11 protein-coding genes are annotated in these 12187 nt (G+C 53.7%); 8 read left to right on the forward strand and 3 right to left on the reverse strand.

Features of this window, described 5'->3' with window-relative positions; translation table 11 throughout:
* Positions 1 to 2 precede the first annotated feature (2 nt).
* The 4 genes from HU722_RS14760 to HU722_RS14775 all read left to right on the forward strand — a co-directional run bounded on the left by HU722_RS14760 (position 3) and on the right by HU722_RS14775 (position 3902).
* Positions 3 to 1496, forward strand: coding sequence for a sodium:solute symporter family protein (locus tag HU722_RS14760; protein ID WP_186754814.1), 1494 nt, complete (start codon positions 3 to 5; stop codon positions 1494 to 1496).
* 13 nt (positions 1497 to 1509) lie between these two features.
* A complete protein-coding gene (locus HU722_RS14765) occupies positions 1510 to 2040 on the forward strand; it encodes a VOC family protein (RefSeq protein WP_186754813.1) in 531 nt (176 codons plus the stop codon).
* Positions 2037 to 2441: a RidA family protein gene (locus HU722_RS14770; protein ID WP_078824002.1), complete on the forward strand. Its 405-nt coding sequence runs from the start codon at positions 2037 to 2039 to the stop codon at positions 2439 to 2441. The genes HU722_RS14765 and HU722_RS14770 overlap by 4 nt, the downstream gene beginning before the upstream one ends.
* 120 nt (positions 2442 to 2561) lie before the next feature.
* Positions 2562 to 3902 (forward strand): OprD family porin, encoded by a 1341-nt coding sequence (locus tag HU722_RS14775; RefSeq protein WP_186754812.1) that lies wholly within the window; start codon positions 2562 to 2564, stop codon positions 3900 to 3902.
* 84 nt (positions 3903 to 3986) lie between these two features.
* On the opposite strand, the gene HU722_RS14780 is transcribed toward HU722_RS14775, so the two are convergent.
* The gene (locus HU722_RS14780; protein WP_186754811.1) at positions 3987 to 5018 is read right to left on the reverse strand and encodes an AraC family transcriptional regulator; all 1032 of its coding nucleotides are present in this window, start codon (positions 5016 to 5018) and stop codon (positions 3987 to 3989) included.
* Positions 5019 to 5329: 311 nt separating this feature from the next.
* Between HU722_RS14780 and HU722_RS14785 the strand changes: the two genes are divergently transcribed.
* From HU722_RS14785 to HU722_RS14800, 4 genes are all read left to right on the forward strand, one after another.
* Positions 5330 to 6397 carry a porin gene (locus HU722_RS14785; protein ID WP_186754810.1) on the forward strand — a complete coding sequence of 356 codons (1068 nt, stop codon included), beginning with the start codon at positions 5330 to 5332 and terminating at the stop codon, positions 6395 to 6397.
* A 46-nt stretch (positions 6398 to 6443) separates the two neighbouring features.
* A complete protein-coding gene (locus HU722_RS14790; protein WP_225930624.1) occupies positions 6444 to 7850 on the forward strand; it encodes a purine-cytosine permease family protein in 1407 nt (468 codons plus the stop codon).
* 245 nt (positions 7851 to 8095) lie between these two features.
* Positions 8096 to 8887: a cyclase family protein gene (locus HU722_RS14795; RefSeq protein ID WP_186754808.1), complete on the forward strand. Its 792-nt coding sequence runs from the start codon at positions 8096 to 8098 to the stop codon at positions 8885 to 8887.
* Positions 8888 to 8897: 10 nt separating this feature from the next.
* On the forward strand, positions 8898 to 10496 hold the full coding sequence (locus HU722_RS14800; protein ID WP_186754806.1) for a phytoene desaturase family protein: 1599 nt from the start codon (positions 8898 to 8900) through the stop codon (positions 10494 to 10496).
* Positions 10497 to 10581: 85 nt separating this feature from the next.
* Here the strand turns inward: HU722_RS14800 and HU722_RS14805 are convergent, their stop codons facing one another.
* Both HU722_RS14805 and HU722_RS14810 read right to left on the reverse strand, forming a co-directional pair.
* Positions 10582 to 11091 (reverse strand): VOC family protein, encoded by a 510-nt coding sequence (locus HU722_RS14805; protein WP_186754804.1) that lies wholly within the window; start codon positions 11089 to 11091, stop codon positions 10582 to 10584.
* 39 nt (positions 11092 to 11130) lie between these two features.
* Positions 11131 to 12159, reverse strand: a complete 1029-nt coding sequence (locus HU722_RS14810) for an AraC family transcriptional regulator (RefSeq protein WP_202895316.1) — start codon at positions 12157 to 12159, stop codon at positions 11131 to 11133.
* Between the last annotated feature and the right edge of the window lie 28 nt (positions 12160 to 12187).

Raw genomic sequence — 12187 nt, forward strand, 5'->3', positions numbered from 1 at the left:
CGATGAAACTATTGATTGTAAGTCTTATTCTAATAATAGCGGTCGTAGGTTCCATCGTTTTTGGTCGTGTCCGACAGGCTCGCAAACGTAGCCTTGCCGATTGGGCGGTGGGGGGGCGTAGTCTTGGTGGTTTGCTGTTCTGGTTTGTGAACGCCGGTGAAATCTACACGACGTTCGCAGTGTTCGGTATTGCCGGCTACGCGTGGGCTCTGGGAGCGCCCGCCTATCTGGCGTTTTGTTCGGTGTCTTTGTCATACGCCATTGGATACTGGCTGATGCCCAAGATCTGGAAAGCCGGACGTTTACGAGGCCTTATCACTCAAGCTGACTTTTTTGCCAACCGCTATGACAGTCGCTGGCTCGGAATCACCACCGGTGTCATCGGAATAGGTGCATTAATTGTCTACGTGCAAATTCAACTGGTCAGCTTGGGGCTGATCGTTTCCTTGACCTTCGATGGTGCACTTTCCACTACCGCTTCGACTATCGTAGCTGGCTGCTTGATGGTTGCATTCGTTCTGTTCGCCGGTCTGCGTTCCGCTGCTTTTGCCGCGGCAGTCAAAGATATCTTGATGATTGTGCTGGTCGTGGTGCTTGCCTGGACGGTAGCAGACGCTGTCGGTGCGAGTTCTTTGATCGATATCTTTACGAAAGCTGAAGCTGCTCATCCGGGTATTGGAAGGTTTCCAGGACTGGACCTGACCTCTCCAACGACCAGTGTCTGGCTGATGACGTCGGCCATCAACATCGCATTGGGCAATTGGGTTTTCCCTCACCTGTTTCAGGTTTCCTATTCGGCTAATAGCGCGACTTCTATTCGTCGCAACGCCATCTGGCAACCGATTTACTCACTGGCGTTCGGTTTCATTATCCTGCTCGGATTTGCCGCACTGGTAGCGGGAACTCAACCACCCGACGGAAACATGAATGCTGTACTCCTGCAATTCGTAACCGACAAATACCCGCAGTGGGTCATAGGCCTGTTGGCCGGAACAGGCTTCTTGTTGGCATTGGCACCTGGATCGGTATTGTTGCTCACGGCGGGCTCGATCTTCAGCCGCAACATCGTTGCTCCTTTTAAACGACACCTCAGTGAAAAACAGTCGCTGCGTATATCCCGTACCAGTGTGGTGGTTTTTGCGGCGATTGCCGTCGCCATTACCCTTACACAAAAAGGGTCGCTGGTTTCGATTCTCCTGAGCGCTTACTCAGCCATCGGAATGCTTGCACCCGGTGTATTCCTGGGCTTCCTGTGGAAGCGGACATCGGCTACGGGTGTCGTCTGCGGGATTATCGTGGGTTTCATGATCTTGCTGCTGCCTTCGTCGAGTGCCTACCTGGCGACTGCGCTACCCAATTGGGAGCCGGGCCTGATCGCCATGCTGGCCAATGCATTGGTTGTAATCGGGGTTAGCGTGCTGACCAAGGCTCCGTCTGCCAAGCATGTGGAACTGGGATTACTGACACCTTCTGCCGGCCACTTCACTGCACCTTAAGAGGAGTTAGCACATGGGTAAGTCTCTCATTGGTTTTCGTCGAGTCGATCACGCTTCCTGGACCGTCTCGGAGCTCGAACCAGTCATTGAGTTTTACACAAAAGTTATCGGCGCCCGGCTTCTGTATCAGATGGGACCGCTGGATGCGGAGCAGATGCCACGCGACGCCGCCGGAAGGGATTGGACCGATACGCACCTGGGAGTCGCCATGGCCCGCTTCAGCCTGGCCATGCTCGAATTTCCTGATGGCTTCAAGGTTGAGCTCTTTCAATACGAGCGGCCGGTTGGCACCAACGCCGCGCCGCTGAGTAGCAATCACGTTGGTAGCCATCACATGGGTATCGAGGTGGAGGACCTTGAACAGGCCGCCAAGGTATTGATAGAGCACGGCTGTACGGTACTGGAGCGAATTGAAATGGATTCTGGTCCGACTGAGGGTAGCAGTTTTCGTTATTTCAAAGATCCTTGGGAAAACATTTTCGAACTTGTCGAAGTTCGCACAGCAGGCCCTGTGCCGTTAACTAACAGTGGAGAACAACCATGAGCAGGCGTGTAATTAATCCCCCGTCAATGTACCCAAGCGTACCCTTTGGCTTTTCTCACGCAGTTGAACAACAATCGGGTCGCACTTTGCACTTGGCCGGGCAGGTAGCGTGGAACGCCAAAGGCGAGTTGGTGGGGGCGCAAGATTTACTTGCGCAAACCCGTCAAGTGCTGCTGAATTTGAAAGAAGTACTGCATTGTGCGGGTGCTGTACCGGCGGACGTTGTGCGCTTGCGAACTTATGTCGTCAATCACTCACCGGAACATCTGGCTGATGTGTGCGCGCTGATAAGCGAATTTTATGAGGGCGCCGAACCGGCCGCCAACTCTTTCATCGGGGTGCAAGCGTTAGCACTACCTGATTTTTTGATTGAGATAGAGGCCACTGCCTGTTTGGATTGATTAAAGTTGTTGTGCTGACTTTGCCTGAAACCGGTAGGGGGCCTTTCTCTTTAGGCACCCGCTGAATAGTTAAACATGTGAAACGACATGTTCTCCTAACAATAATAAAAAGGAACCACCATGAAAACTATCATGTGGAGTGCAATTGCGCTCGCAATAAGCGCGAATCAGATTCAATGTGCATCGGCTGCGGCCTATGTCACAGATCAGGCTGAGTCGAAAGGCTTTATCGATGACAGTAAGTTAGATTTGCTGATGCGTAGTTATTACTTCAATCGGAACAAAAAAGACGGTGCGGTCGACGATAAAGACTGGACGGGTGCCGTGCAGGGCGTCTATAGCTCTGGTTTTACTCAAGGAACAGTAGGTTTCGGCATCGATGCCTTTGGTTATATGGGCCTGAAGTTTGATGGTCAGGACAAATACGCCGGATCGGGCAACTTGACGACCACTACCAACAGCTTGGGGCAGATTGATGGTAATCATGATAGCTATGGTAAAAGCGGGGCAGCGCTAAAAATCAGAGTCTCGAAAACAGAGTTGAAAATTGGTGACATGCAACCGTCAACCAGTCCGGTTTTTGCGGTGGGGGGGACGCGTCTGACGCCTCAAACCGCAAGCGGTATCAATCTAATGACCAGCGAAATCAAGGGGCTGGACTTGGAGGCTGGACACTTCTATTCAAGCACCAGTCAGGATCAGACTAATCGCGATGGCGAACTATGGGCCACATACGCCGGTGTCAGCGCCAAGAGCATTGACTTCGTGGGAGGTCGCTACGCTGTTACCGATCGCCTCACGACATCTTTGTATGCCTCGAAATTGGAGGACATCTGGGACCAATACTACACTAATGTCAACTACGAAATCCCGATAAGCAAGTTTCAGTCGTTGAACGTGGACTTCAACTACTACCATACCGCAGATGAGGGGCGCGCCAACGCAGGCGCTATTGATAACAATACGTACTCGTTATCGGCTGCCTACTCTTTTATGTCCGCTCATCGCCTCACGCTGTCCTTTCAGAAAGTGAACGGCGATACACCGTTTGACTATATCGGTGTGGGTGACAATAATCGCGGCGGTAACTCGATGTTTCTTGCTAACTCCATTCAGTACTCTGACTTCAATGGCCCTGGCGAAAAATCCTGGCAGGCACGCTACGACTTGAATATGGCTTCTTATGGTGTGCCAGGCCTGAGCTTTATGACGCGATATGCTAATGGCTTCGATATTGATGGCAGTCATACACCGGCGAATAGCCCTTACACCGGTGAGTATGGTGCTAACGACAAACATCACGAAACTAATTTGGAGGCTAAGTATGTTGTTCAGGCTGGCCCTGCCAAAAACTTGTCCGTTCGGTTGCGTCAAGCTTGGCACCGTTCCACCTCTACCCAAATCGATGGTGATGCGGATGAATTTCGGGTGATTATCGATTATCCACTGTCTATTCTGTAATTGTTTTCCTCAACAACGTAGCACTCTCAGGGTTGGACGCTGAAAACGTTTGGCCCTGTCTGTATTCTGGGGGCTGCATGTGTCTTACGGTAAAGGCGTTGTGGATATTTGAGTTTCAGAGTTTCTGCGTTTGGCAGTGTGACTGGGGCATTCTCCAAAAAATTTTCGGTAATCTGTAGAAAAACGCCCTAGATGGGTGTATCCCCAGTTCATAGCAATGCCTGATATCTGGGAGTTTGAGCGATCTTGGATAATGGCTTTCCTTATTTCGCCAAGACGATAGCGGCGAATGTAAAACATGGGAGGCAGTCCGATATATTTTCTGAATCCGTCAAAAAGTTTAAGTCGAGATACTCCGCTATAGGAGACTATGTCATTAAGTTTTATGTCTTCTCGGGCATGCGCGTGGATATAATTTAATGCGCGCTGCACATAAATTGGAAGGTTCAGTTGCAGTGTGTTTTTTAGATCAGCTGAATAGTTATTTTGCTGCGTCAAAAGGAGTCCTTTGACCAGCGTAGACTCTATCTCGCTCGCCAGGGTTCTATTTTCCATAAAGCTGTCGACACGACAGGCTTCTTCGGTGAAGTGTCGTGCTATTCGCCACCACCCTGCGGATGCTCCTTGCTCGCTACTGATAGCGGGCAGAAATTGTATATCGTCTTTTACCGATTTTTGAAGGAGTGTCTCTAGATACGATCGCATCAGGACGCGCGGAATAGCGACCTGAATTTTTTTGCAATTGCCCGATATGTGGAGTTCTTGCGAAGCATTCGGTGAGAGGATAATTCCGTTCGTGTGATCGGACGAAATGGTCCCGTGGCGTGACTCCAGTCTTTGACGCCCTTGGATCGGCAGTTCAATGCTATAACTTTCCAGCGTGTACTCCGCATCGGTACCTATAGTGACATCGGTGCCGTACTCAATGTAACCCACTGTAGCGGCCTGCAGTAAACGGGCGGTGTGTTTAAAGTGCATGCGGTTTTTCGACAAAACGTCCAGGCGATGGGGCCCGCATACCTTAGTCATCCATGACGTGGCCGTCTTGGCATCGCTGAGGTCGATGTGAGTAAAGTGTTGGACCGGTGTGTCAGCCTTTGCGTCTAATAAGATCATTACCAGCTCCCCCTTTCACATCCTAATCAAATCATCACGATTATTTTGCAAGCTAGCAAGTAATGCGCCACTTGACGGTCAGCCGCAGGGCGCGCTGAAAAACAGGCAGGAAGTGGATAATGGCTTCGCCTATTTGGATTAACTGTCTATAGGGGCGCGGCGCATTTTTTGAGCGCATACGAAGTGGATAGTATCGATAACTACGGGGATAGCGAGCGGCGCTTGGATCGCGCTTAATTCTTGGGCGCCGGGCTATAAAAAGGTGCTTAAAATTTACGCGTGTTCAAATAATAATAATGCAGGGGCTAATCATGCGGCGTTTCGGATGTGTAGCGTGTTTGCTGGTGGCGTGTGGTCCTGCCTTTGCGGAGGACTATCTCAAGCCCTATGTCATGGCGGATATCGGTTGGAACACCACCAGTAATATCGGTGGTGAACAACAGTACCATTATCAGGAAGGGCGACTGTCGCCAAACTTTATTGGGATCAAGGCCAGAAAAGAGTTGGGTGATGGGTATGCGGTTATCGCAAAGCTAGAGTCGGGCTACTCCCTTGAAGATTTGAAGATCATTGGTAGCGGGACGTTCTCTCGGCAGATGTTTGCAGGCGTTGACTCTAACTATGGCCAGCTGACTGCGGGTAAACAGTGGGATTTCATGTTTGAAACCCTAGCGGCTGATCGTTGGGGAGACAAGCTCGGTAATGTGGCGTTGATGCAGCTGCAGGCGGGGCCTTTTAATCTTGGGCTGCCGACGGGCTCCATTGACTATAACCGCATCGCTGCAGGGTTCCCGACGGCCAACGCAATTAAGTACGTCAGCCCCAGTTTTAACGGTTTGAGCTTCGGTGCGATGCACGGCGACGGCGAACCTAATGGGCGGTTCAGCTACGGGAAAACCCAGAGCTACAGTCTCAAATATGTCCAGGCGCCGTTCAGGGTAATGGCGGCCTACACCGAGTCTCGCCAGCAAGCCATCAATGATGGGCATGACGGGATTAAAAACTACGGTGTGGGTGGCGCTTATGATTTTTCGTCCGTTACGGGGGACGTGTTGTATACCCGGACTGAAAATACCTTTAACCATGCCGCAATCGACTCTTATGCCATGGGTGTGCTCCTGCCGGTGACAGCCAACTCATCGTTATATGCAAACTACATGTACCTTAAAGGCAACGCCCAGCTCAATAACAGCGTGGCTAATCAAATTGGTGTGACCTACGACTATCGTATCAATAGAAATTGGGATACCTATGTCTCGGCTATTTATCAGGCTACCGGTGGCTCCGATGAAAATGCGTATATCTCTGGAGTCTATGGTGTCTCGAGTGGTAAGGAACAGAGCGTTCTGCATGTCGGCGTAAGGTTTTACTACGAGTGAATAAAGCCCTGATTTAATAAGCTGATTATTTTTGCGAGGATTCGTGATGGCTGTTAATAACTCTAATACCGATGATCATTCGTTGAGTCCGGTACCCGACAGTGCGAGACATGGTTGGCTTCAGTTGTCCTGGAGTACCACCGGTATCGTCACTACTTTGATTCAGATATTCATCGGAGCGTTAGTGACATTTGTTGCCGGTATCTGGATCGGGGTGTTGGCGGGGATACTAGTAACCGTCGTCGGTGCACTACTGGGTTGGGGCGTTGGGCACGTTGCCTATAAAACGGGTCTGGCCAGTTCCATGTTGGCTCGCCAACATGGTTTTGGCCGTCGTGGCTCAGCGCTGGTGGCGCTGACGTTCGGTTTCATGATTACCGGGTTTATCGCGCTGGAAAATGCCCTGCTGTATAAGGGGCTGCTATTTTGGTTGAGTCTCGATGATACACTTTGGTTGCAAGTGGTTGTGTACGGTGTGATGACGTCGATTTGGATATTGCTCACGGCCTTCGGCTTTGAATTGGTATCAAAAGTGGCGTCTTATACATTGGTGGCCTTCTTGCTGTTGCTGGGCTACATGATGTTTGACGTGATTAATGTCTCCGGTCAGAACTGGAATCAGGTATTAAGTTTTGGCGCGCAGTTTCCTCAAGAGATATTGGTCAGGATGGGCGCTGATACACCCATGGGTAAGTTTGGATTTTGCGTCAATGTCCTAATCGGTTCTGCCGGTGCCTTGGCCTTAATTGATGGCGACCTGGGACGTTATGCCAAATCGTCCAAAGATGTGCTGATTGCCGCCGTGTTCGGTAATATTTTTATGGACATCATCATGCTCTTGGTCGGGGCAATTTTAATGTACGCCGGCACCGAGCAGTTGGTCAGCTATTACGTGTCACGTGGCGTTTCCCATGTCGATGCTGTGCAGGCAGTGTTGCAAAGTCCTGACAGTGTCGCTGCGGCCTTTATTGTGTTCGGCGGTTCGCTGGGCGCGATTCTGTTGTTTTTGGCTCAAGGCAAAGCCCAGGTGCTCAATACCTACAGTTCGTCATTGTCGTTGACCAATTTGTTTGACGTGACGATCGGCTGGCGACCCGGTCGCCTGACCTTTGTGGTGTTGTCCAACGTGATTGCCTGCCTGATGTTGGCCGGTTCGATTCTGGACTGGGTTAATGGCTTCATCACCGTGCTTGGGGTGCTGACGACGTGTTTTGCCGGGATCATCATCGCCGATTATTTCTGGGTTGCTTCGCGGCGCGCACGGATTGGAATCGCTGAGTTCAATTGGCCAGGGTTGATCACCGTGGTGGTCGGTTTTCTGCTGGCACGCTATGGGTTCAAGCCCTGGATTCCGATTGAGTTCGTGACCTCGCTGCTGTCCTCATTTGTGCTTTATCCGGTTCTCAGTGCGTTAATGAACGGCAAACCGGTCGTCAGCAGTCAAGCGGGATAACGGACGGACTAAAAAACACGAAAGAGGCAGTCTGTGGATAGTCACTGCGATTGCTGGATAGTGGCTTGTCAGCTACAGGGCACATAGTCAGTACCTGCACGATGGGCCCCGCACGTTGGAGCGCCCGTTGATTGAGCATGGCCGTAGCGTCTGGTGCATTCGGTACAGCTACCGGATGTGCCAGGGTCAGCAAATGCCAGGTATCTGATATACAACTATTTAATCCAATGGCCGGAGAGCTCTTGATGACAGCCCCAACTACAACAATTTTGTCGGCGCTGATGGCGCAGCTAGCGGGTGGCGAGCTACGCATTGTCGACCTGACACAAACCCTGTCGCCTTCCTTTCCGAGCTTGCAATTGCCTGCGCAGTTTGGCCAGGTCCAGTCGTTTTCAATGGAGCGCATTTCGCAGTACGACGAAGCCGGGCCTGGCTGGTACTGGAACAACTTCACCTGCGGCGAGCATACGGGCACCCACTTTGACGCACCGGTGCACTGGATCAGCGGACGCGATCATCCCAATAACAGCGTTGACACGATAGCTGTGGAGAACTTTATTGCACCTGCTGTGGTGCTTGATGCCAGCGCCGAGGTGGCGGGTAATGAGGACTGGTTGTTGACCGTCCCGTTCCTGGAAGTCTGGGAGCAACGTCATGGCCAAATCCCGGCCGGGGCATGGGTGTTTTTGCGTAGCGACTGGTCGCTACGGGCCGATGATGCGGCTGCATTTCTCAATATGCGCGAGGACGGCGCCCATACGCCAGGCCCCACGCAGGAAGCTGTCGAGTGGTTGATTGAGCAGCGTAACGTGCACGGTTTTGGCGTCGAGACCATCAATACCGACGCGGGCCAGTCTTACTCCTGGCCTGTGGCTTACCCCTGCCACACGTTAATGCATGGTTCTAATCGCTATGGTTTGCAATGCCTGAAAAACCTTGACCTGTTACCTCCTCAAGGCGCGTTGATCATTTCTGCCCCGCTGAAAATCGAGGGCGGATCAGGTAGTCCGCTGCGGGTTCTGGCATTAGTCGCATAGGAGATAGGGCGTGTCTGATTCTCAGGTTATTTTTGTCGGTAGCGGTATCAATTCGCTGGTAGGCGCAGCGCTGTTGGCTGCTCGTGGCAAGCGTGTGCTGGTGCTCGAGCGCAGTGATCGACTCGGCGGCTGTATTCGTACAGAGGAGTTGTTTGCAGGCTATCAGCATGAGGTGTTGTCCTCGTGGTATCCGCTTTTCATAGGGAGCCCTGGGTATGCCGAGCTTAAGCCCGCGCTGGAAAAGGTCGGTTTACAGGTGTTGTTCTCCGAGTACTCGACCGGTTTGGTCCGGCCGGATGGCCATGGCCTGGCGCTCAAGGATCTGGCCGATACGGTTCGCCGCCTGGATGCGCTGGAGCCAGGAGATGGCCAGGCGATTGAGCTTATGGCCAAGAACATGTTCGGCCGTGATGCGGCGCTGACCTTTGGTCTGCTGGGTAAAAACCCGTATGGCCTGGGGCTGCTCAAGTTGCTGTTCAGTGAATGGCGAAAGCGCGGGGTCGACGGCTTGATGGCGTTCGCAGCCGGGGCACTGGAAAGCTTTCGGCGTTGGTCTGCACAAGCGTTGCGCTCGGATACAACGCGGGCTTTGATTGCTCCCTGGGCGTTACATTCGGGCCTGGGGCCTGATGATGCCTGTTCGGCATTGATAGGCAAGCTCACCTTCGCAGCGGTGGTGAGCGGGGGGATGCCGGTCATCAAGGGTGGAGGCTCACGCTTGGTAGAAGCGCTGGCGAAGATTATCGAGCAGAGCGGCGGGCAGCTTTTGACCGGCACTCACGTTGAGCGCGTGTTGGTTGAAGGACAGGGGCGCAAAAGCCGGGCGACCGGGGTGCGGTTGTCTGACGGCCGTGTTTTCGCGGCGGCTGATGCGGTGGTGTGTAACGTGACGCCGCAGCAGCTCTATGGCGGATTACTGCCCGATGTGTCGGTAGAAGTCCGTGAACGTGCGGCAGCCTATCGCTACGGGCGTGCCGCGATGCAGATTCATTTTTCACTGAGTGAGCCTCCCGCCTGGCTGGAAGAAGAATTGCTCAAGGTGCCGGTGGTGCATATGACCGAGAGCATGGAGCAGGTCAGCGCATCGGCCACCGAAGCTAATAATGGTTGGTTGCCGGCACGGCCGACGCTCGTCATTGGCCAACCGGTGGTGGTCGACGTTTCACGGGCGCCTGAGGGTGGGTGGATCTTGTGGGTTCAATTGCTGGACGTACCTTCGCGGCTCAAGGGCGATGCGGCGGACTTGATTGAGGTGCCTGCCGATGGTCACTGGAGCGAAGAGGTGCGCGAAGCGTTCGCCGATCGGGTGCAGGCGCGCATGGAGCGGGTGATGCCTGGGCTGGGCTCGCGCATTTTAGACCGCCGATCCTATTCGCCGGCGGACCTTGAGCAGCTCAATTGCAACTTGGTGGGCGGCGACCCGTACTCGGGAGTGTGTACGCTGGATCAGTTTGTCTGGCTGCGGCCCTTCGCCAGTGCTGGGCGAGCTCGGGCGAATCGGACGCCGGTGAAAAATGTGTTTCATATCGGCGGTTCGACCCACCCTGGCCCTGGATTGGGGGCAGGGTCTGGAGTACTGGTGGCGCAGGCAATCGCACCGGCCAAATAACAGTCTGAAAGTTGCGAGGCACCCATTCGGCCCTGCGGTTAACAACCGCAGGGCCGAACTGCGTTTGGACTCGCGAGAGAGCGGCCTATTCGGCGGCAGGCTTTGCGTCCCACATCTTTACGTAAGGATGTGAGCAGAACTCGATGATGGAGCCCCAAGGGTCCTGACAGTAGGCAATTTGATAGCCTTTATCGGGGTTTATTTTCAGTGTACCGCTTCGATCCTTGCCGCCTGCCGCCACTACCCGCGCAACAGCCTCGGTCACATTGGCATCAGGTGCGGTGAGACCCATATGGTTGTAGCCACTGAGCCAGAACTCAAAGGGGTTTTCCTTGGGTTGCGACGGTGTCGCCTGAAACTGGAACAGCTCCAGACCGACATTGTCGGGGGTGGCTAGATGGGCAAAGCGAAAGTGTCCGTAGCCTTCGCCATAAATCGCCTGGGCGGCTTTGCCCAGCGGGTTGTCATGCTCGCTCACTGTGAGGGGACCTGTGAGCAGGCGAAACCCGAGCACACTGATATACCAGTCAATGGCTGCATCGAGGTCGGGAACCGTGAGTCCGATATGTGGGGCTGTAAATTGTTGAGTGGCCAAAGTGGAACCTCCAGAAACGCAGGAATCAGGGTTGTTGGTTTAGTGGCGGCGCAAGGTCTGGCTCGGTGTTTCGCCGTAGCGTAGCTTGTAGTCGTTGCTGAACCGGCCCATATGCGTGAAGCCCCAGCGCAGCGCGACGCCCCCGATGTTGGTGACTTCCCCACTGGTCAGCTCGGTATGCACCTGTGCCATGCGCAGGTCGCGCAGATAGTGCATTGGACTGACGCCCAGGAAGTCCTTGAAGCCTGTATAGAGACTGCGCAGGCTGACGCCGGCGGCCAACGCGAGCTGTTCGGCAGTGATCGGCTCGTGTGCATGTGACTGGAGGTAATCCTGAGCTCGGCGTACATGCCGGGGCAGGATGGTGCTGCGCCGTGCCGGCACGGTTTGGCTGTAGTTGTGCTGATGGGTCATCAACAGCGTTGAGGCGGTCAGTTGCTCGATTTGGGTCATGATCAGCTTGTGCTGCGCCAGATGGGGGTAATGGGTCGCGCAGTCCAGGAGGTAGGAGAGCAGGCATCGCCAAGGGGCGCACTCTTGCCATTGAAAACCCAGCTCAAAGCGTAGCGGCTGTTCCAGGGGATGGCCTAAATGGCCAACCAGCGTGCGCTCAACCAGTGAGCGCGAGATGCGCAAAATGATCTGATCGCTATCGCCATTCCAGTGCATTTTTGCACTGTCGCCAGGGCTCAGGACCGAGGCCAGCTTAAACGACGATTCAATTCGCTGACTGCCGCTTTCGACGGCGGCGGCACCCTGCAGAGGCATTTGCACCAGGAAGCAGTTCTCCAGGGCGCCGCGCTCGATCTGGACGCTCGCGCCATAGCGCAGACGACTCAATGAGATGTCGCCCAGGGTCACGTAGTGCATGCGTGCGTCCAGGCGTTCGGCACCATTGGTTTGTTTGATGTGATGGTTGGCGATGACCTGACCCACCATTGATCTGACCTGGTCCAAATCCGTGGACGCGAACAGCAGCCGCTCCGGCTCGCACAGTGCTCGCTCTACAGAAAAGCTTGCGGTCTTGCTACGTGTGGGTGGATAGGTCGAGGCTTGAATGTTCAGCACGGTTTATACCCCTCGCGGAGTTTGGCTG

Source organism: Pseudomonas tritici (assembly GCF_014268275.3).
Lineage (GTDB): Bacteria > Pseudomonadota > Gammaproteobacteria > Pseudomonadales > Pseudomonadaceae > Aquipseudomonas > Aquipseudomonas tritici.

What these genes read in the sequence shown, in the direction of transcription:
- HU722_RS14795 (WP_186754808.1), top strand. Translation starts at nt 8,096, where the DNA reads ATGACAGCCCCAACTACAACAATTTTGTCGGCGCTGATGGCGCAGCTA.
- HU722_RS14775 (WP_186754812.1), top strand. Translation starts at nt 2,562, where the DNA reads ATGAAAACTATCATGTGGAGTGCAATTGCGCTCGCAATAAGCGCGAAT.
- HU722_RS14780 (WP_186754811.1), bottom strand. Translation starts at nt 5,018, where the DNA reads ATGATCTTATTAGACGCAAAGGCTGACACACCGGTCCAACACTTTACT.
- HU722_RS14790 (WP_225930624.1), top strand. Translation starts at nt 6,444, where the DNA reads ATGGCTGTTAATAACTCTAATACCGATGATCATTCGTTGAGTCCGGTA.
- HU722_RS14785 (WP_186754810.1), top strand. Translation starts at nt 5,330, where the DNA reads ATGCGGCGTTTCGGATGTGTAGCGTGTTTGCTGGTGGCGTGTGGTCCT.
- HU722_RS14760 (WP_186754814.1), top strand. Translation starts at nt 3, where the DNA reads ATGAAACTATTGATTGTAAGTCTTATTCTAATAATAGCGGTCGTAGGT.
- HU722_RS14765 (WP_186754813.1), top strand. Translation starts at nt 1,510, where the DNA reads ATGGGTAAGTCTCTCATTGGTTTTCGTCGAGTCGATCACGCTTCCTGG.
- HU722_RS14770 (WP_078824002.1), top strand. Translation starts at nt 2,037, where the DNA reads ATGAGCAGGCGTGTAATTAATCCCCCGTCAATGTACCCAAGCGTACCC.